Genomic DNA, 19780 nt, shown 5'->3' on the forward strand with positions numbered 1-19780 from the left:
TAGGCAGGAGCTGCTGGGTCTGGCTCAGGAAACTGCCACTAGTTGGGCACTGACACCTGTCCGGTTATGCAGGGCCAAGGCCAGCGGGAAGGCATGATGATATATACGAGCGCTCTTTAGAAATTTTCCTACATGCTGCAACTGCGATGATAGGAATTTTTTTCGAATCCTCAAGTCTACCGAGTAAGCAAATCAACAACACCAATTCCTGAGTTATACAAACTCGTTGCGACAGCGTTGGAGGGGATGTGTGATCAAACACAGTCGATCATTGTTGCTCACCTGGCTCATAGCAGCTTGTTCCATATGCTTTGCGCAAAGTACGCCTTCTGCGTCCTCTCAAGCCCTTCCGGATACGATGGAAGAACGTGTTCGAGCATGCGTTAACTGTCATGGACAAAACGGGAAGGGCACGAACAACGTCTACTTCCCTCGCCTGGCAGGCAAGCCTGCCGGCTATCTGTATAACCAGCTGCTGGCCTTCCGCGACGGCCGCCGGAAGTATGCGCCGATGAACTATCTGCTCGCCTATCTCCCGGACGACTACCTGAAAAAAATGGCGCAATACTATGCCGATGCCAGGGAGCCGTTCGAAAGCTTCGGACCGCCAACCGCTTCCGAAAAGATTCTGAAACAGGGCCAGAGTCTCGTAGTCAACGGCGCGCCAAACCGGGGCATTCCCGCCTGCACCACCTGCCATGGGCCCGACCTGAGTGGACGCGAACCCGGTATTCCAGGACTGGTCGGTTTGCGGCCGGATTACATCACCGCGCAGATTGGCGCATGGCGCTACGGCACACGAACCTCCGTGGAACCGGACTGCATGCACCTGGTCGCTGCGCGAATGACGGAAGAAGATGTGGCTGCGGCGGCCGCATGGCTGGCCGCCATGCCAATTCCGGCAAATACCACTCCCTTGAAGCAATCATCCGTACGCCTGCCGCTGGAGTGCGGCAGCCAGAAGCCATAGGCGAGTCATACAGTCAGGAGAACGAACGTGACGTTCTTAACCAAGCGAAGCCGGGACCTGCTGCTGGCGGCTTCCCTATCCGCTGTCACGCTGTTCGCCGGTAACGGCAACGCGTATGCCCAGGCCGGCAAAGCCAAAGCCGGCGCGTCGGCAGAGCAGATTCGGCGCGGCGAGTATCTGGCGCAGGCCGGTGACTGCATCGCCTGCCATACGGTGCCGGGCAAAAAAATCTTTTCCGGTAACCGGGCAATGCCCACGCCTTTCGGCACACTCTATGCGCCCAACATCACGCCGGAGCCGAAGACTGGCATCGGAAAATGGACTGCGGAGGAGTTCTACAAAATGATGCATACCGGCCGCTCCCGTGATGGTTCGCTGCTCTATCCCGCGATGCCGTTTGCTTCTTATACCAAAGTCACCCGGCAGGATTCGGATGCAATCTTCGCCTACCTGATGTCGGTGCCCCCGGTCGTCCAGCAAAACCGTCCGCATGAACTGCGGTTTCCTTATAACAATCGGAGCCTGCTGATAGGCTGGCGCACGCTATATTTTCAGGAAGGCGAATACCAGCCCGACAAAACCAAATCGGCTGAATGGAACCGTGGTGCGTACCTTGTGCAGGGACTGGGGCATTGCGCCATGTGTCATACGCCGATTAACGCATTGGGTGGCACTTCCGAAGCCAAAGCCTTCCAGGGCGGGTTGATCCCGATGCAGCACTGGTACGCTCCGTCCCTCACCTCGAACCGGGAGGCAGGTCTCGGTGAATGGGAAATTCAGGACATCATGGATCTGTTGCAGAAAGGCGTGTCAAAGCGCGGCACAGTCTACGGCCCGATGGCGGAAGTCACCTATAACAGCCTTCAGCATCTCACCGATGCGGATGTCAGGGCCATGGCGGTCTACCTGAAAAGTCTCCCGGACAAGGAAACATCGGTACGCGGACCAAGCCAGCTGCCCAACACACCGGAAGCGACCCAATTATTCATCGATGGCCGCCGCGTGTACGAAGACAAATGCGCAACCTGTCATGCCGTCGACGGCACCGGCAAGCCGCCTCATTATCCGCCGCTGGCCAACAACCAATCGATCGAAATGGAATCGGCAGTCAACCCGATCCGCATGGTCCTGAACGGTGGATATCCGCCCGGCACCAAGAAAAACCCGATGCCCTATGGCATGCCGCCGTTCGCGCAGGAACTCTCCGATATGGAAGTCGCCGCAGTCGTCACCTATATACGTACCGCATGGGGCAATCGCGGCGCGCCAGTCACACCCCGAGAAGCCAACGACCTTCGCTCCGCTACCCTGGAATAGCCATCCATGATTTACGAACCGAATGACAGCAGCATTGACAATCCGGAGGCAAATCAGCACGCAGTCGACGAAATCGTCAGCCGTGGTCCCGGCGGGGCGCTCGCCCTGGCAGGCACGGCCGTCATCCTCGTCCTTGCCATCTATTTTGCCTTTTATTTCCTTGTTTTCTTGCCGCGTAACTGACCGTTGCCTATGTCGACACCGTCCAAAGCCAGTCATCACGATAGTAGCCAGGTTGCCGCCAAAGCCGAATGGCGATGGGCAATATTCGTCATTGCCGTTATCGCCTTGCTGCTTGGCGTGATCGCCTATACCAGTCTGCATTGGGTGATGATGCCCTCCAAGGGTGTCGAGACCATCAACCCGTCCACGCTCCACATTTCCGGCGAATTCACCGAGGAGAATCTTGGCTCAGCGGTTGAGCCGGACGGCTCTGTGACGGTTCGTGTCGTCGGCCAGCAATATTCATTCACGCCGCAATGCATCCTGGTTCCGGACAGGACACCGGTCAAGTTCAGGGGGACGAGCGGTGACGTCATCCACGGATTCATCATCGCTGAAACCAATGTGAACGTGATGCTGGAGCCTGGTTATATCTCCACGTTCCACACCACGTTCAAGCGCCCGGCGATGCATGTCATGCCTTGCCATGAATTCTGCGGCGTCGGGCACGCCGGCATGTGGGCAAGGGTCAAGGTGATTGATAAGGACACATTCTTCAAGCAGTCCGAAAATCAGCGGAGGCAAAGCTGTGTTCAATAGCAGAAAACTGGTATTGGCCCATTTCTGGCTGGCCTTCATCGCATTCCTGATTGCGCTGATCCTGGGCGAGTGGCAGATGTATGTGCGTAGCCCCTTGCATCCGGGACTCAGCAATCCGGAACTGTATTACCGGTCGGTAACTGCCCATGGGTCGGCCATGGCCTATGTCTTTCCTACACTGGTCGCCATGGGATTCGGCTACGCGATCGTGGAACTGGCGCTGAAGCGACCATTGGTCGGCCTCAGATGGGCATGGGCCGGCTACATACTGATCGTCGTCGGTACCATAGTCGCGATGGTGCCGGTGGCAATGGGTCTGGCGTCGGTTCTGTACACATTTTATCCACCGATGATCGGCAATGCGTTTTTCTATATTGGCGTGGTACTGGTGGTGGTCGGCTCGTGGATCTGGGTGGCCCTCATGTCCATCAATCTGCGGCTCTGGAAAAAGGACAATCCCGGTACACCCATCCCGTTGCCGATGTTTGCAAATGTCGCTGGCGCCTATCTGTGGGCATGGACTTCGGTTGGTGCATCGCTGGAAATCCTGTTCCAGATTCTGCCGGTCGCACTGGGGTTCAGGAACACCATCGATGCCGGCCTGGCGCGCATCCTGTTTTCCTGGACCTTGCACGCCATTGTTTATTTCTGGCTCTTTCCGGCGTATATCGCTTTCTATACCCTGATTCCGCGTGCGATCGGCGGCAGGCTTTACAGCGACATGATGGGACGCGTGGCATTTGTCCTATTCCTTGTATTCTCGATGCCCATCGGGATTCACCATGTATTCCAGGATCCACAGGTTGGTGAGGGGTTCAAGCTGCTGCACGCGATTTTTACCGGGATGGTATCGGTGCCCACGCTGTTGACGGTTTTCACCATCACCGCATCGGTTGAAATAGCCGGCCGGCTGCGCGGAGGCAAGGGACTGCTGGGATGGGTCAAGGCGCTGCCGTGGAAAAATCCGATGATGCTGGCGATCGCCTTCTCGTTCATCATGCTGGGATTTGGCGGTGCGGGTGGAATCATCAACATGAGTTACAAGATGGATTTTACCGTCCATAACACCCAGTGGATTACCGGGCATTTCCATTTAATCTTTGGCGGTGCCATCGTCATCATGTACTTTGCCATCGCATACGACCTGTGGCCCCATCTCACCGGCAAGGCGCTCGACAGCCTGCGGCTGATGCGCATGCAGCTGTGGTTATGGTTCATCGGCATGATCGTGGTGACCTTCCCGTGGCACTATGCGGGAATACTGAGCATCCCGAGGCGCATGGCGTATTTTGATTACAGCGACCCCGCGATTTCACCGCAGGCGCTGTCGGTGCTCATCACCTTTTTCGGCGGCCTGCTGCTGGTCGCTTCGGCGGTTCTCTTCATCATCGTGCTGGCGCGAGGGCATCTCGGCTCGCAGATCAAGCTGCCGGAATTCCGGTTCAGCATACCGGTGCACCAGCCCAGCCGGGTACCGATCGCATTGAACAGCTTCGCGCTGTGGCTGGCGCTGATGATCGGCCTGACGCTGGTAAATTATGGTTTTCCGATCGCCAAGCTGATGGCTGTCGAAGAAACGTCCGTTCCCGCCATACCCGTGGGAGTAAAGCGATGAGCACCGAGCGCCTTTTTTCGCTGAAAAATCCGTGGTTCACCTGGTCGGTTGGCGGTGTTATCGCGACTGCGCTCATTTCCGTGCTGGTCGGGTTTGTCTGGGTACCCTACAAGCAAAATGACAAAACCATTACCGGATTATGGGATGCCATCTGTCGGGCCGCTGGTGTCGCCAGCGCGACTGAATCGCCCGGCAAATCGGACGGAAAGGTAATTCAATCCAGCGAGGTGATTGTATCGCCTCAGATGCTGGCTTCCGATAATCTGTCCGTTGGGCGCGGCGCAACACTGGCTATGCGGTGCACCATGTGTCATGGCGTTCGCGGAATGAGCGAGGCAAGCACGCCAAACCTGGCGGGTCAGTATGCGGAAGCGATCTACAAGCAATTACGCGACTATAAATCCGGGCATCGGGAAAGCGCCGTAATGGCTCCGCTCGTCCGCGACCTGAGTGACCAGGACATGCGCGACCTGGCGTCTTACTATGCCTACCTGCCAAAACTGACGCAGCACAACACGCTGGGGGACCAGCTCAAAGCCCCCGCCATCGTGCAAGTCGGCTCGCCGATGCGCAATATCGCGCCTTGCGCTTCCTGCCATGGCGGCAGCGATGTCAAGACAGCGAGTCCGTTGCTGGATGGGGAACCAGCGTCCTATATCCGCGACCAGCTGTACGCGTTCGCCAACGGGACACGCCGCAATGATATCCACGGCCAGATGCGAAACATCGCCCGGCAGATGACGCCCGAGGAAATAGAAATCGTGGCCCGGTATTATTCACGACGATAGCGTCCGAATGCCGCCAACCTTCTCCAGTCGTCCCACCTGTCCTTGTGCTTTGAGGCGCGAGAGTAATAACTCAGCCTCGCTGAGGGTGGGCCGAGATGACATTTGCGGTTTCGTCGATACGCAAAAGGATTGCATCAACACTCCACCGTTTATATTTGATATGAGAACAGCGATGTTGACATCGAAACGCGGACTGGTGTCCGGGCCAATGATCAGACCATCATGAGCTGATTGCGCGGAGGGGTGGATCGAGCTGAGCGGCGCGATGGATCAGATGAAAATGGACGGCTAAAGATTTCGGATAGAGGGTTCAAATGAAATTCAAGGATTACTACCAGGCGCTTGGGGTCGAGCGCAACGCCACCCAGGATGAGATTAAAAAAGCCTATCGCAAGCTTGCACATGAGTATCACCCCGATATTTCGAAAGATCCGAAAGGCGAAGAAAAATTCAAGGAAATCGGAGAAGCGTACGCAACCTTGAAAGATCCGGAGAAGCGCCAAGCCTATGATGATCTGGGTAAACATGCGCCCGGTCAGCAATTTACTCCGCCTCCTGAGTGGCAACGGGAATTTCATACGGACGGGTCAGGCTTTGATGACGTTGACCTCGCCGATTTGTTTGCAAGCTTTGGCCGGTCGCGGCGCGCTGGACAGGGCCGTGAAAAGTTTTCTCAACCGGGACAGGACTATGAAATTGCAGCGCCTGTAACGATCGAGCAAATTTTCAACGGCGCAGAGATTGAAGTCCGCACGCAACTGCCAGAGTACGATCAAAACGGCCTCGCCCATCGTGTCACACGTACGTTTCGCATCACCGTTCCCAAAGGTGCAGCCGATGGGCAGCGTCTGCGTCTGGCAGGCAAGGGCGGCCCCGGATTCAACGGCGGCCGGCCGGGCGACTTGTACGTCGCGCTTGCATTGCAGCCGCATCCCTTGTATCGGGTAAGCGGGCGCGATCTCTATATCGACTTGCCGCTGGCGCCATGGGAAGCAGTGCTCGGTGCGGACATCAAAATTCCCACTTTGGCTGGTGCGGTGGAACTCACTGTCAAACCGGGAACGGTAAGCGGCCAAAAATTGCGACTGGCAAAACGTGGGCTGACAGGGGCGGATGGCAATGTGGGTGCGTTGTATGCAATAGTCAGAATCGATGTGCCGAAGACGGTCGGCGGCGATGAACGCACACTATATGAAAAGCTCGCGTCGACGTCTGCATTCAACCCGCGCGAACACTTTGAGAAAGGAGTGGCGCCATGAACATGCAACAGGCAGATTCGATCTGGCTCAACGACACCCAGGTTTGTCACATGGACCATCTAGTGGAAGTTTCAGGATTGTCAGTCGAGGAGATCGAAGATCTGGTCGTGAGCGGCGTGATTGCGCCGGTGGACCAAAGGACGCAACCTCACTATTTTCAACTTCGATACATTGTGACGGTCAACACAGCACGGCGCCTGCGCGACGATTTTCAACTCGACCGACATGGCGTGGCATTGGCGCTAACGTTATTGCGGCGGATAGACGAACTGGAGGCGGAACTGGCGGCGACTCGGGCGAAGCAGGGTAGGCAAATATAGGTGCCTCGGTAATCCCCCCAATTTTGAAGCGGCCTGATACGAGAAACTATGCGGCCAAGGCCGGTCTCTGTTTCGGTGTGATGCCGCCGATGGCCATGTTGGCGCGCTCGTGACGATAAGTCCAGATCCTCGTCTTGACGTACTGACCGGTGCGCATTCCAGTCATTGCGCGGCGGTTTGGCAAAGCGCCGGCTATAGTCGGCAATGAAAGAGGGCGCATGGGCATTCGCCGCCGCCATGGTGGAAATGCCTTCCAGTCGCAATTCCTTGACCAGCCGGTCCTGCAGCGTCAGGTTGGCTCGCGCCACGCGGCCCTTGGCCTGGCTACTGTTGGCACACAGGCTCTCGATATTGAGCTGGTACAGCACCCGCCCGAAGTGCGTTACGCCATGCTCATTGTCGACCTGCTTGCGGTTGACCCGGAAGATCGAGGCCTTGTCACTGTAGAACGCCTGCGGCTGCAGGTAGCGTTTGGTGGCGTCGAAGTAGCTGAATGTCGATTCCGAGTACGTGAAGTGCAAGTGCATCAATTGGCTAGTGGCATCATCGATGGACACCAACAGCGTGCAGCTCGGGCCGCGGCCTTCAAACCAGGCCTGGTCGCTGCCATCGATTTGAACCAGCTCGCAGGCCAAAATCAGCGTAGCGAGCCCGGATCAGGTTCAACGCTATCTTGGTCAGGTCTTGCGGCAGGTGGTTGTTACTCGGACGACCACGACGCCGCGAGACGATGCCAGCAGCACCATTCTCCTTGACTCGATTGACCAGACGCCGAACCTGCCGGTCTGTCAGGCCCAGGCGCTGCGCTGCGCGCGAAGGTTGAAGGTTGCCGTCGACCACGGCCCCAATGACCTTTAATCGATCCAGATCTTGCATTGCCATCGTAATCGTTCCGGTTCTGTCCACGTCCGCCTCCCAGCGTGAAATCGATGCTGTTATAGTGCGGAAAAACGGACATTTGAACTTTGCTCTTACATTCTAGGATCGCATAACTTTTCTTATGTTAAATAAGCTGCGAAAATTCCATTGCGGGCAAGGGAACGAAGGTATTGTTCTGAGGAGTTCAAGCGGGGGGCGGTGCGCCTGGACCACAACCTTGATGAAGTAAGGCAGCCATAGCCAGGGACCTGGGAATTGGTACCAATCTTCTTGGTCGGTGGTGCCGCGATATGGCCAGTGGCGGCCAAACGACTGGAAGCAGTACCGGCAAAGGGACAGGCGAGGACGGCGCAGCATTGAAGTGGTGGATTCAGCAAATGCATGAACGTAAGTCATTAGACTCCTTATCCATTCACACTACAAAGAGTGAAAAAAGATAAAAGCAGGTGTGCCAGTTCGCTTTTTCGAATGTCGCGCTCGCTTTATGTATACAAGTCCAAGGCACTGATCTGGTATAAAAATTTGTATCCGGTCTTCAGGTGACGTCCCAATATTCCTTCATCAACGTGTCGTTGTCGCTCTCGCGGAAGCGTTGAAAGAGAGCAGAACGAAGCGAGCTGTACGGGCAGTCTTCTGGAATGCGGACATTGATGAACCATTCGCGAATTTCGCGCTTCCTGAAGCCTGCAGTGATCGCGTCGATTTCGATCTTCGAGAGGCTTGGGTGCCACAGGTCCACGATGAGGACAACTCGTTGTTCTGATGAGCCATTGTAGGTTTCGTGCCGATACGAATCCGAAAAGAACAGCACTTCGTTTTCTTTCCAAGTCAAGGTCTGCCCCGCCACCCGCAGCCAGCAGCCGGCAGGTACGCGCAGCCCCAAGTGGCAGCGAATCCGGACGCTGTCCACGCTGTAATGCGGCAGTAGATGGGTTTTCGGTTCATGCGACGAGAAAATCATGTCGCTCCACGGATAGACGTGGCTTGAGAGAGACAGCGATTCCACAATCTTCGTCGTCAGTGGAACGTGTTCCGCAGTAGGAAGCCGTTCGCCCATGTGACAGATCGGGAACACATCCCAGCGCCCGCCGTTGAGCCCGCCCTCGGTATAGGCTTGATAGTCGATGCCATCCGCTTCGGCGAGGATGGTCTGGTAGGACGCCTTCAGCGTCTCGGCGACATCCGACAATGCGCTGTACTCCCTGGCTGAGTAAACAGCCCGATAGTCGAGTCCGGGAAAGACCGGCAGAAGACTCGTATCCTGATACGGGGCTTTGGTTTCTTGACTTGTTCCTTCAAGAATGGACAAGTACTGCTTGACGCGATCGAGCTCAGGACCGGCCGACATTACTCGGTCATAGTAGCCGCCTGCTTTCATCACTTCGATGATGTGTGGCCAGATGGCTTCGCGCGTGGCGGGTTCCGAATCCGTTTCCGATAATTTCAATGGGCGATTCATAAAGTCTCCTGCATGATCGATTGTTCCATTTTAGTTTCCGGTCACATGACCAAAGCAGCGTTTCGACCGCGCTTCGCTGCCGGACATAATGTGTCTCGTCCGCTGCCTTCAAGCCAGTGATCCGGTTCTTTTCATCGACAAAAACGGTCGTCGGGCCAAAGTTTCGACATCGGCGTTGCTCGTCGTGATGTTCATGATCATCCATGCGGTCCCGCCTTCTCGATTCATTATGCGGATCGCACATCGTTGTTGGTCGTGGGGCAATAAGAAAGATGAAGTAGATCGCAAGATATCGACTCCATGCTCGCGCAACCGAGCAGGGCAAGACTTGTGTCGATTTCGTGCTTCAAGATATTTAGAACACTCAGTGCTCCATTTTCTCCGCCCACAGCCAAGCCGTAGAGGAGCGGCCGCCCGAGGAAGACGATACTGGCGCCAAGCGCGAGAGCCTTCAAAATGTCGGTACCGCGCCTGAATCCGCCGTCCACCATGACTGGCATTTTCGGTACCGCCTCGATGACAGGCAGGAGTGCGTCCAATGGCGCTATTGCGCCGTCCAGCTGACGTCCGCCATGATTCGACACGATCAGGGAGTCGACTCCAATGCCATGCGCCTTACGCGCGTCCGCGGGATGAAGAACCCCTTTCAATATAAGTTTGCCCGGCCACTGCTCCCGAACCCATTCGATATCGTGCCAGCCGAGTGCTCCGCTTCCCGCACGCGGGGCGGCTTGACGACTCACGATCGGCAAACCACGCTCGGCGCGAAGGTTTTCCAAGCGGGGAACACCTTGCCGCAGCAACGTCTGTGCGAAGGTCTCTATCAGCCAACGTGGCCGCGAGACGCCACCCGCTACCAGGCGGAAACTGGGGCGAAACGGCACCGAAAATCCATTGCGTATTTCCGCTTCTCGCAATGGCACCACGGGCAGGTCGATTGTGAGCACGAGAGTGTGTATTCCGGCGCGTCGGATGCGTGTAAGCATTGCGCTCATCGCTTCTCGTGAGCTCGGCAGATAGGCCTGGAACCAGAGGTGTGGATATTCGGCAACCACCTGCTCCAGCGGCGTGGTGGATGCGGCGCTCAGAATGAACGGCAAACCTGCTTGCCGCGCTGCGCGCGCCATCTTCCGGTCACCGTCGAAACAGCAGAGGCCCATCACGCCCATCGGAGAGATCCCGAATGGTGACGCGTAACGCTGTTCCCAAAAATTGGTCTCCTGCGTCCGTTCAGATGCCACGGAGAGCTGACGTGGAATGAAGGACCATCGATCAAAGACGGCACGGTTCGATCGTACCGACTGTTCGTCGCCGGCCCCGCCGGAGATATAGCCATAGATGCTGGGCGGCAAACGGCGCTTCGCGGCTTCTTCAAAGTCGGAGAGGGTTAGGAAAGGCGATTTCATGGGGCTTCGCCGGTTCGGCGGTACGGGCAAGATCGACCGCCATGAATGCGAACGTTCAGCACAGCTTGCTCACCGTTGCCACGGCTGTGACGCTTCAGCGCCGGCCAGGCAATCGCTCAGGCACCGCCCTTCGGCCGTATAGAACTTGGCTTCCTGTCCTTGTTCAAGCACTGCATGGATTGCAAGCGCATACGTCCTTGCGTTCGATTCGATGTGCGCCTGGTATTCCAGCATTGCCGTTTCATGCATCGTTCTTGGATCCATCGCTCGCATTCGCTGTACTACCTGCTTCGCTGTTGGTGCTGGCGGCCCGAGCGCATCTTCACGAATGCTCCGAAACGCGCAATGCCTTCCCTGATCCGTTCCGGATCCGAATTACTGAATGCAAGCCGTACACGATCGCGGCCGTCGTCGCCCAGCGCGAAGAACGAAAGCGGCATGGTCAGCACCCCATGTTCATTGGCGCAGAACTCAGCCTCGTCGCGCCCGAATTCGAATGGCAGGCGCACTGTCAGAAAAAAGCCACCGTCCGGGCGATTCCACGTCACGTCATCCTCGTACCCGGAAAACGTGTCCTCCAGGCTGTGAAGCATGGCATCACGGTTGGTGCGATAGTGATGGATGACCGGCGTGATCAGCTTACGCAGGCTCCCTGCTTCGGAAAGCAGTATCGCGCCGGCAATCGCCTGGCCAATCTGGCTCGTATTGACCGTCGCAAAGCTCTTTGCCTGTGACAAGGCGTCAAGCATTTCGGCACCCGACTGCCCGCCCGACATTTCGCCTTCGGGCACGACTGCAAAGCCGACGCGAAGGCCCGGGCAGATCGACTTCGAGTACGTCCCAAGGTAGACAACGCAGCCTTTGGTATCCAACGCAAACATGGTCGGCACAACGTCGCCGTCGTACCTGAACATGCCGTAGGGATTGTCCTCAAGAATGACGACGCCGTGGCGGGCACAAACCTCGATTATCTGCTGGCGCTCAAGGTGTGAAAGCACGCTGCCGGTCGGGTTGTCGAAGTCAGGCACGAGATAGACCGCGCGTGGCCGCTTATTCTCGGAGCGCGCATTCCGGATAGCTTCTTCCAGCGCGTCTGCAAGCGGCTTACTATCATCGCTGGCAAATGGCACGATGCCAATGCCGTTCATGTCAGCAATGCCGGTAATGCCGATGTAGGCTGGGCTGCGCGTCAGGATGATGTCGTCAGGATGTCGGCAAAGATGAGTAATGCATAGGCTCATCGCCTCCTGGCAACCTGTGGTCACGACGATCTGCCTGGGGTGGCACGAAACACCCTCGTCGAGCGCGAGCTGTCGCGCTATCAGGTCGCACATGATGCCGTTAGTGCGTCCATACTGGCCGATGAGATTGCGGGCGGTTTCGTTTGGCAGCCCATGCTGCCTCGCAAAGTGTTCGACGAACAACGGAATTCGGCCAATCCACGCCTCGATATCGAAGAACTGTTCCGCCGGGCGCCCCGACGCGAACGAGATCGCTGACGGGTAATTCTGCGCGACCTCGTTGAGAAAATTCATCACGTCGAGCCGTGATGACCCATCGGTGTTACGAGTGTGGACGGATCTGGTATTCATTGTGGTGTGCGCTGGATTGGCCTGTTGTCAGAATGCGCCCTTCTTCTCCAACTGCGAGAAGAGTTCCTGTACGTTTTCCTGAAGAAATCCTTCTTCGCCTGTTCGTTCAATGAATTCGAAGCACATGCCCGAGTTGTGATCCCGGCTCGAGAAAACCTGGCGCAGGCCTGCACCCTTGATGACGTTTGTGTCGAACAGCATGCCTTGCTCCGCGAGATTCTCTGCTGTCATTTCAGCATCGTCGACGGCCAGCGCGATATGCGCAATGCCGGGTCCGAAGTTTTCGATCAGCCGGGACACCTGCGATGCCGGCTCTGTTCCTTGGCAAAGTACAAACTTGATGTCGTTGTGTTCCAGTTCCGCCGAAATCATGCCGGTTTGTTCTCCCTTGATGGTGCGACGCCGGATAAGGCTGAAACCAAGTACGTTGGTAAACAAATGCACAGCCTTCTCAAGATCTATCACGGCAAGCGCAATGTGGTCGATCTTGGCATACTTGCGGGGCTCAATAGTGGCGGCATCGATGGCTGCATTAATGGCGGGTTCGTCTGTCACGTTTTTTCTCACGTCGTCTCCAGTCATTGTGTAGTCCAAAAACAGGCCATCCAGCCTGCGGCCACTTCGTCAAGCATCCAGAGGCCGAGCTTATGATGCAGCGTGGCCGAACGCAATCTGAGCCGGTGGCCCTTCATAAGCCAGTGCCGCCGCATAGTCCGCGGCCTCCATGCCGATCCTGTCGAGCACGGCAAATTTCCAATGTGACTGGCCAACCATCGAGCCTTCGGCACGCAAAACGCTAGCGTGATCCGGGCGAATGTCGACCGAAAAATCCTTCAGCTCGCAAGTAATTCCGAGGCCTTGGGCCTTGACGAACGCTTCCTTGCGAGCCCAGCAGCGAAAGAATCCGTCCGCTTGCTGGTCAGGTGGCAGCGCCTTGATCGCTGCCTGTTCATCGTCACTAAATATGCGTGCCATGCCATGAAGGTCCGGCATATCACGTTCCACAAGCTCGATGTCGATGCCGATGCGCCGCCCACGTGCAAGCGCAATAAGCGCCAAACCGCCCGAATGGGATACGTTGAATCGCCAATTCGAGCCCATCGCGTGGTCCAATTCCGGTTTGCCTCTGTCGGTATAGCGAAACATTACGCGCGACGGGGCAACATCCAAGATCCCGCCAAGCAACTTGCGAAGGACCGCACGGCAGACGACGTAGCGGTTCCGATGCAGCTCGAACCGGAAACTTCCAGCGCGCACGCGCTCCTCCTCCTGGAGAACAGTTGCGAGCCTGGCAACCACGCCGGATTCGAGGTCCAGCGCAAGCTGCCACACCTGAATAATCTCGTCCGCCGATCCGGATCCCATGCGTGTCTGTCCTTTCTGTCTCTTCATTTCGAGCCCCGGGACATGCGGAGATCATGACGGAGCTGCGCCGGATCTCTGGAGCATCTGACACCGACCGCTGTAAAGGCACGACAACTTTATGCAAGACGCGTTCTTCTGCAGATTGTGTGCCACATCGTTATTCGCGTCGTAAGGACATGAAAAATAAGGAGCTTTTGTGTGATGGCGAGGTACGCCGCCTCGTTCGCTGGATGGAATCCCGGACGCGGGCGGCCCTTATTCCGAAAAAGGTAACTTTGCTCGTTGCCACCGCGCAGAGATTGTGCGTCCATGACACACCGCCGACGGGAGCACGGCGCGTAGCACACAACGCACGGAAGGGCGAAATTCCTCCTTCTGCTGAGAGATGACCACACCTGCTGCCCGGCACTGCGCAAGGCACGCTTCGTGCATGAGCTTTGCGATTTTTCCGGCTGGAGACCAAGCCTACCGTCAAGGCCACGGATTACCAAGGAGGACAGATGAAATACCTGAAGAAGAACATTGCATTCGAACCGCTCATTTGCCGTTGGTATGCGTGGCCCTTCCTCGTCTCGCCGGCCACATTTTCGATGGTCGCGAAGAACCGCATGATCCCTCTGCTCGAATCATTTGTTGAAGATCCGGACTTTCACCGCGAATCGGTCAAGGACCCTGCGCTGCTTGGCGGAACCTTCATCGATTTCTCGGGCGACGTCCGTCTTGCCGAACAGCTTCTCGACAAATTACAGGATGACTTGCGTGAGCAGCTCGCCTTTGCCGATGCGATGGTGTTGGCCAACGATTTGCTGATCCGCGACGGCAACGGCGGCACCCTGGAAAATCTGTATGAGCAGATGCCAAAACCGCTTCGCGGCGCGGTGGAGCTCGGCTACGACCTCAACAACCATCCATCGCTGCGCGTATTCGAATCGCTGCTGTACGCCAGTACGCTGTATAAGCCGGCCCTGCAGTCGGTCTTCCTGAGGCAGGTCACCTCGGACGCCCGCCCCTTCGTTCTGACCACTCCGCACATAGACACATCCGGCGGCCTGCTTGTCAACGCACCATTTGCGGACGAAATCTATGACACACTGGCCAAGTCGCGCGAGCAGGGACTCAACGATGATGAGTTCCGCGCGCTCGAGATGGCGCTCGCCGACAGGTCCGAAGGGATCGAGCATCTCGGTGACTATTTCACCGATGAGGCGCCGCCGCGGCGTTATGAACGCCATGACGGCGATGGCATCCGGGTACGCTATTTCGGCCACGCGACGCTTCTGATCGAAGACGGCACAACCACGATCATGAGTGACCCGAGCGTGGGCTATGAGGGAACGGCCGCCATCGACTACTACAGCTTCTCCGATCTTCCCGACCGCATCGACTACGTTGTCATCACCCACAATCACCAGGACCATGTCCTCTTCGAGATCTTGCTGCAACTGCGCCACAAGATTGGCACGATTGTCGTCCCGAAGTGCAATGGCGGTTTCGTGCAGGATCCTTCCTTGAAACTTGTGCTCGAGAAGGCCGGCTTTTCTTCGGTTGTGGAGCTGGACGACTTGGAGGTGCTGCCGATTCCTGGCGGCACGATCACTGGCTTGCCCTTCCTGGGTGAGCACTGCGATCTCCATATCCGAAGCAAGCTCGGATACCAGATCGAGTTGCGTGGGCAGCGGGCGATGTGCCTCGCCGATTCGAACAACCTCGATCCAGTGATGTATGAGCGTCTCGCCAGGCTGCTGCCGAATCCGGATCTCATCTTCATCGGGATGGAATGTACCGGTGGGCCCATGTCGTGGCTGTACGGCGACTTGCTGACACGCCGGCTGCGGCGCGAACACGATCAGTCGCGGCGGCTGAACGGCTCCAATTTCGAAAAAGCGAGCAGGATCGTCGACCAGTTCAAACCGTCCGGCGTATTCGTGTATGCAATGGGTGCGGAGCCATGGTTCACCCATATCACCAGCATTCTCTACAATGACCAGTCCCCGCCGATCGTCGAATCCAACAAGCTGATCGCGTATTGCCGGTCGCGCGACCTGGCATCCGAGCGCCTGTTCGGCAAGCGCGAAATCATTGTAGTTGATCACCGCTTGCAGTTCGCCTGAGCACGGCGCTGGTCGTCCCCCGTTTCCGGAGTTGGAGAGAAAGCATGGAACCCCTATTCAGCCTGAAGAAGAGCGCAGTTGTCGAGCCTCTGGTCAACCGCTGGAGCGCCTACTCGCAATGTATTTCACCGCTGACCGCCAGCCTGTATGCGAATCATTACCAGGTGCCGAATCTGCGTCAGTACCTGCAGTCGCCAGAACTGGCAGTGGAAGCATGCAAGAACCCGAAGTACCGTGCGGGACGCTTCGTCAACATCCCGGTCGTGCGGGCAAAGGAAGTCGAAGCATTTCTCGCCCAATCGGAGAAGGAGTATGCAAACAGCATCCGGATGGCGCAGGAAACGCTCCGGTTCCAGGCACAGTTGACCGCCGCTGCGAGCGCGGGCCTGCCGCTTGCTCCGTTCTATGCCCGGGTGCCGGATGAATTGCGCGGCTATGTGGAACTGGTCTACGACTATTTCACGCGGCCCGGCATGCGCGTCATCGAGCCTCTTCTCTACGAGAGCAAGCACTACAAGCCGCACCTGCAGTCGTTTCGCCTATTCTCTTTGAAGAACGACAGGTCGCGCGAATTCATTTTCAGCACGCCCCGGCTTCCCAATACGGCGGAAATCGACTGGCAAGTGCGCTTCGACGATCCGAAGGTGGATGCGCTGTTCGCCTTGGACACGACGCCTCAGCCCTTGAGCGCAATCCGCGAATTGCTCGACATGCCCGCCTCCTCCGACGCGCTGCTGCGCACCCTGTTTGCGGAAACGCCGATGCCGGAACCGCGCCGGCAGGGCACTGGCCATATCCGCGTGCAGCATTTCGGCCACGCCTGCGTCCTGATCGAATGGAACGGCACCAGTATCCTCATCGATCCCTGCTTCGGTCCGACGCCAACCGAAGAGACGGAAAAGCGCCTGTCGTACAACGATTTGCCAGCCCACATCGACTACGCGCTGATCACCCACAACCATCATGATCACTTCTCGCTGGAAACCCTGCTGCGCATTCGCCACCGGCTGGGCTGCCTGGTGGTGCCGCGCTCGCATGGCCTGCACTATGGTGACATCTCGCTCAAGCTGCTTTCCCGGAAGCTGGGTTTCAGGAACGTCGTCGAGGTCGACACCCTTGATACTTTGCCGTTACCGGACGGACGGATCGTGGCAGTTCCCTTCCTTGGCGAACACTCGGACCTGCCGCACTCGAAAACCGCCTTTGTCATCGAGATTGGCAAGCAGAGAATGATGTTTGCCGCCGACTCCGACTGTCTCGATGCGCGCCAGTACGAACATCTGGCGCGCGTCCTCGGACCGGTACAAACCGTATTCCTGGGCCTAGAATGCGTCGGTGCGCCGATGTCCTGGAGTTGCGGTGCCTTCTTCCCCGTCAAGCCAACCATGCAGCAAGATCAGACACGCCGCCAGCATGGGTCGGACTCGGAGCGTGGAATGCGCATGCTGCGCGCGCTCGGTGCCAAGCGCCTCTATGTCTATGCAATGGGCCTGGAGCCGTGGTACGAATGGCTGCTCGGCCTGGCATATACGGACGACGCGCAGCAGATCAAGGAGATGAAGAAGATCCTGATGGATGCGAAGAATGCGGGCTTGGCAGACGCACGCCTGCTTACCGCGAAGACGACGATCGTGATCGAAGATGTGCAGCAGGAAGAAGCCGAACACGCGGTAAGCTAGCGCTCCCCTGCCCTCATCAATTAGACGGCGGGAACGCTGAAGAACGTCTCACGGCGAATGATCTTTTCGTCCTGAAACAAGTAGACGTCGCAGAAGCCGACATCCAGATCCCTGCCGCCTTTGTCCACACCGTGAAAGGCGCCGGTCACGCAGACCGAAGGCGATTCCGGGTCGCACAACAGCGTGTTGATCGTATGGCGGCCGCTCTTGACTATGCGCGTGCGCTCGTAGAAAACGTGCAACTGGTCCAGGCCCTGTATGGCATCGTAGCCTGGCCGGCGGTACTCGATGCGTGGATGGAAATACGTATCGAGCGCCGACCAGTCGGATGCGTCGATGCTGTTAAACATGCACAGCACGACGTGTTCCAGCTTATCTCTCATATCCATTCCTCCGATATGCTGACAAGGTCGCCCTGGATCGCCGGGCATGCCCGGCAGTCCGGGCTTCATGCATCCGGTCCCGCTAGTCGGGCCGCGGCTTCGTTCTTACGAGGCGTTTCTCTCATAGAGATAACCGTCGCTGTACACATGGTCGACACCACCCCAGCGCATGGCGCTGCCAACGTCCGGGAAGAACCCGGAGCCGTTCAGGTTCGCGCTGGTATTGCAAAGTAGCGGGATTCCGGTGAGCTTGTGGTATTCGCTCAATAGCCGATAGATCGTTTCGTTCTCGCGCGCATTGACGGTCTGCAGGCGGGCGGTGTCGTCCAAATGGCAGATCGCCGGTATCCGGCTGCGCCATTCGGGCAGTACGACATGGTCGAACAGCATGTGCGGATCGTGCGAGCCGGGACTGAAGATGCCGGGCGCATGCTCCTCCATGCAGATCGGCGCAACCGGACGGAAGTCCTCGCGTTTCTTGATCCGATTCAGCAAAACCTTCATGCCGGGGTCCGTTGCCGGCGCGAGGATGCTGCGGTTCCCGAGTGCACGCGGCCCCAGCTCCGCCGCCCCGTTCAGGAAAACAACCGGACATCCTTTCGTTGCCAGCAGTGACGCCAGCTCCGCGACATCGAACGGACGCTTGTTCCAGCCTTGCTCCATTTCACCGGCCCGCACCATGGGGCCGCTGTAGACCGACCATTCAAGCGCCATGCGCCGGTCCATCGTCATCATCTCGGCGCAGGCCGCGCCGAGCGCGCTGCCGCAGTCGTTGGGGAACGGCGGCACGTAGGTGGCGCGAAACATTCCGCTCTGGCGAATCGCGCTATTCCATTTGATGTTCAACGCCGAGCCGCCGGTGAAGCAGAAGTTTTGAGGTGGCAGCCTGTCTTTCCTGATCTTGGTCTGCAAGCTCGACACAAGCAGTTCCTGCAGGTAGGTGTGCAGGCTCAGCAGTACATCCGCATCGGAATAATCGCGGCCGGCGATCTCGCTCTTGATCGCACGCATGAAACGATGCTCGAAGGTGTTGGCGACCTCGAATTCACGCTCGTAGATTACCGGAAGCAGCGCCAGCAGCTCCTTTTGCACATTGCCCAACGCGATATAAGACATCAACTTGCCGGCGATCGAATAACCACCAAAGTAACCTTCATAGTCGCGCTTTTCCTTGTCCTGCGCGAGCTGCGCCTCGGTTCGCTTGTATGGCCCAAAGTAATGGCCCATGATCGAATAGATGGTACCGAGCAGGCAGAACAGCCTTCCCTTGTTCACGATGCGTCTTTCTGCGGGATCGACGTAGTAGAGCCGGGGGTACTGCCCCCCGTCCCAGGCAAGCACGTAGGCGCTCTCCCCGGCTGCCGCGAATGGACTGGTGCAGTAGGCGGACAAGAGGTGGCCGGTGACGTGCATGTAACTGGCGTAGTCGTAACGCCTCCCGCATAGCGGCAGCGCGGACGGAAACACGTTGCGCGCCAGGACGTCGTCCTTGATCGAAACCTCGTTGTACGGCGCGACCTTCAACGAAACATCCTCGCCTTCACTGGACTGCGAGAGCACCGACTCGCCGCGCCAGTAGGAGTCCTTTCCATGCCAGCCGTCCAGGACGAAGCGATCGATATCGGCCGGTTTCAGTCCATGCTGATCGAGGATGTCGACCAGCGTGGAAAGATCTCCGATCTCGCTGTAGCGCTTGTTGTTGTTCAGTTTTTCGACTTCGACGCAAAACAGCAATCTCCCGTCCTTGATCACTGCGACTGATGCGTCGTGTGTAAGCTTGATTCCGCAGATAAGCATGTTGCCCCCGTGTGACTAACTACTTGAAATGTTCCTGCCCGCTCTTGCTGCACCGTGCGATCGACCTTCGGTTTCCGG

At 57.4% G+C, this 19780-nt stretch carries 18 protein-coding genes and 1 pseudogene; 10 read left to right on the plus strand and 9 right to left on the minus strand.

Annotated features, from left to right (window positions below):
* Positions 1–358 precede the first annotated feature (358 nt).
* The 8 genes from V7080_RS01900 to V7080_RS01935 all read left to right on the plus strand — a co-directional run bounded on the left by V7080_RS01900 (position 359) and on the right by V7080_RS01935 (position 7031).
* Positions 359–970 (plus strand): c-type cytochrome, encoded by a 612-nt coding sequence (locus tag V7080_RS01900; protein WP_334186699.1) that lies wholly within the window; start codon positions 359–361, stop codon positions 968–970.
* 90 nt (positions 971–1060) lie between these two features.
* On the plus strand, positions 1061–2287 hold the full coding sequence (locus tag V7080_RS01905) for a c-type cytochrome (RefSeq protein WP_442947168.1): 1227 nt from the start codon (positions 1061–1063) through the stop codon (positions 2285–2287).
* Positions 2288–2293: 6 nt separating this feature from the next.
* Positions 2294–2470, plus strand: a complete 177-nt coding sequence (locus V7080_RS01910) for a hypothetical protein (RefSeq protein WP_334186700.1) — start codon at positions 2294–2296, stop codon at positions 2468–2470.
* A gap of 9 nt (positions 2471–2479) precedes the next feature.
* Complete coding sequence (locus tag V7080_RS01915) at positions 2480–3049, plus strand: cytochrome C oxidase subunit II (protein ID WP_334186701.1); 570 nt, start codon at positions 2480–2482, stop codon at positions 3047–3049.
* On the plus strand, positions 3039–4664 hold the full coding sequence (locus tag V7080_RS01920) for a b(o/a)3-type cytochrome-c oxidase subunit 1 (RefSeq protein ID WP_334186702.1): 1626 nt from the start codon (positions 3039–3041) through the stop codon (positions 4662–4664). The genes V7080_RS01915 and V7080_RS01920 overlap by 11 nt, the downstream gene beginning before the upstream one ends.
* Entirely contained in the window at positions 4661–5452 is a 792-nt protein-coding gene (locus V7080_RS01925) for a c-type cytochrome (RefSeq protein ID WP_334186703.1), read from the plus strand. Before V7080_RS01920 ends, V7080_RS01925 begins: the two co-directional genes overlap by 4 nt.
* Positions 5453–5766: 314 nt before the next feature.
* A complete protein-coding gene (locus tag V7080_RS01930; RefSeq protein WP_334186704.1) occupies positions 5767–6711 on the plus strand; it encodes a DnaJ C-terminal domain-containing protein in 945 nt (314 codons plus the stop codon).
* Positions 6712–6761: 50 nt separating this feature from the next.
* Positions 6762–7031 (plus strand): chaperone modulator CbpM, encoded by a 270-nt coding sequence (locus tag V7080_RS01935; protein ID WP_334186718.1) that lies wholly within the window; start codon positions 6762–6764, stop codon positions 7029–7031.
* A 116-nt stretch (positions 7032–7147) separates the two neighbouring features.
* On the opposite strand, the pseudogene V7080_RS01940 reads toward V7080_RS01935, so the two are convergent.
* From V7080_RS01940 to V7080_RS01970, 7 genes and pseudogenes are all read right to left on the minus strand, one after another.
* Positions 7148–7937 (minus strand): annotated as a pseudogene (locus V7080_RS01940) (helix-turn-helix domain-containing protein); the annotation flags it as partial.
* A gap of 508 nt (positions 7938–8445) precedes the next feature.
* Positions 8446–9369 carry an aspartyl/asparaginyl beta-hydroxylase domain-containing protein gene (locus tag V7080_RS01945; protein ID WP_334186705.1) on the minus strand — a complete coding sequence of 308 codons (924 nt, stop codon included), beginning with the start codon at positions 9367–9369 and terminating at the stop codon, positions 8446–8448.
* A gap of 227 nt (positions 9370–9596) precedes the next feature.
* Positions 9597–10775 carry an alpha-hydroxy acid oxidase gene (locus V7080_RS01950; RefSeq protein ID WP_334186706.1) on the minus strand — a complete coding sequence of 393 codons (1179 nt, stop codon included), beginning with the start codon at positions 10773–10775 and terminating at the stop codon, positions 9597–9599.
* Between the two features lie 69 nt (positions 10776–10844).
* A complete protein-coding gene (locus V7080_RS01955; protein ID WP_334186707.1) occupies positions 10845–11024 on the minus strand; it encodes a hypothetical protein in 180 nt (59 codons plus the stop codon).
* A 32-nt stretch (positions 11025–11056) separates the two neighbouring features.
* Positions 11057–12367, minus strand: a complete 1311-nt coding sequence (locus V7080_RS01960; RefSeq protein ID WP_334186708.1) for an aminotransferase-like domain-containing protein — start codon at positions 12365–12367, stop codon at positions 11057–11059.
* Between the two features lie 27 nt (positions 12368–12394).
* Complete coding sequence (locus tag V7080_RS01965; RefSeq protein ID WP_334186709.1) at positions 12395–12922, minus strand: VOC family protein; 528 nt, start codon at positions 12920–12922, stop codon at positions 12395–12397.
* Between the two features lie 90 nt (positions 12923–13012).
* Positions 13013–13699: a 4'-phosphopantetheinyl transferase family protein gene (locus V7080_RS01970; protein ID WP_334186710.1), complete on the minus strand. Its 687-nt coding sequence runs from the start codon at positions 13697–13699 to the stop codon at positions 13013–13015.
* Between the two features lie 533 nt (positions 13700–14232).
* Here V7080_RS01970 and V7080_RS01975 point away from each other — a divergent pair.
* Positions 14233–15843, plus strand: a complete 1611-nt coding sequence (locus V7080_RS01975; protein ID WP_334186711.1) for an MBL fold metallo-hydrolase — start codon at positions 14233–14235, stop codon at positions 15841–15843.
* A gap of 44 nt (positions 15844–15887) precedes the next feature.
* On the plus strand, positions 15888–17522 hold the full coding sequence (locus V7080_RS01980; protein ID WP_334186712.1) for an MBL fold metallo-hydrolase: 1635 nt from the start codon (positions 15888–15890) through the stop codon (positions 17520–17522).
* Between the two features lie 20 nt (positions 17523–17542).
* Here the strand turns inward: V7080_RS01980 and V7080_RS01985 are convergent, their stop codons facing one another.
* On the minus strand, positions 17543–17905 hold the full coding sequence (locus V7080_RS01985) for a nuclear transport factor 2 family protein (RefSeq protein ID WP_334186713.1): 363 nt from the start codon (positions 17903–17905) through the stop codon (positions 17543–17545).
* 105 nt (positions 17906–18010) lie between these two features.
* A complete protein-coding gene (locus V7080_RS01990; protein WP_334186714.1) occupies positions 18011–19702 on the minus strand; it encodes a carbamoyltransferase N-terminal domain-containing protein in 1692 nt (563 codons plus the stop codon).
* Between the last annotated feature and the right edge of the window lie 78 nt (positions 19703–19780).

This window comes from Noviherbaspirillum sp., from assembly GCF_036846085.1.
GTDB lineage: Bacteria > Pseudomonadota > Gammaproteobacteria > Burkholderiales > Burkholderiaceae_D > Noviherbaspirillum.

Coding starts and splice junctions, on each gene's coding strand:
- V7080_RS01930 (WP_334186704.1), top strand. CDS start 5,767: ATGAAATTCAAGGATTACTACCAGGCGCTTGGGGTCGAGCGCAACGCC.
- V7080_RS01980 (WP_334186712.1), top strand. CDS start 15,888: ATGGAACCCCTATTCAGCCTGAAGAAGAGCGCAGTTGTCGAGCCTCTG.
- V7080_RS01915 (WP_334186701.1), top strand. CDS start 2,480: ATGTCGACACCGTCCAAAGCCAGTCATCACGATAGTAGCCAGGTTGCC.
- V7080_RS01985 (WP_334186713.1), bottom strand. CDS start 17,905: ATGAGAGATAAGCTGGAACACGTCGTGCTGTGCATGTTTAACAGCATC.
- V7080_RS01910 (WP_334186700.1), top strand. CDS start 2,294: ATGATTTACGAACCGAATGACAGCAGCATTGACAATCCGGAGGCAAAT.
- V7080_RS01950 (WP_334186706.1), bottom strand. CDS start 10,775: ATGAAATCGCCTTTCCTAACCCTCTCCGACTTTGAAGAAGCCGCGAAG.
- V7080_RS01925 (WP_334186703.1), top strand. CDS start 4,661: ATGAGCACCGAGCGCCTTTTTTCGCTGAAAAATCCGTGGTTCACCTGG.
- V7080_RS01900 (WP_334186699.1), top strand. CDS start 359: ATGGAAGAACGTGTTCGAGCATGCGTTAACTGTCATGGACAAAACGGG.
- V7080_RS01955 (WP_334186707.1), bottom strand. CDS start 11,024: ATGCATGAAACGGCAATGCTGGAATACCAGGCGCACATCGAATCGAAC.
- V7080_RS01945 (WP_334186705.1), bottom strand. CDS start 9,369: ATGAATCGCCCATTGAAATTATCGGAAACGGATTCGGAACCCGCCACG.
- V7080_RS01975 (WP_334186711.1), top strand. CDS start 14,233: ATGAAATACCTGAAGAAGAACATTGCATTCGAACCGCTCATTTGCCGT.
- V7080_RS01935 (WP_334186718.1), top strand. CDS start 6,762: ATGGACCATCTAGTGGAAGTTTCAGGATTGTCAGTCGAGGAGATCGAA.
- V7080_RS01990 (WP_334186714.1), bottom strand. CDS start 19,702: ATGCTTATCTGCGGAATCAAGCTTACACACGACGCATCAGTCGCAGTG.
- V7080_RS01960 (WP_334186708.1), bottom strand. CDS start 12,367: ATGAATACCAGATCCGTCCACACTCGTAACACCGATGGGTCATCACGG.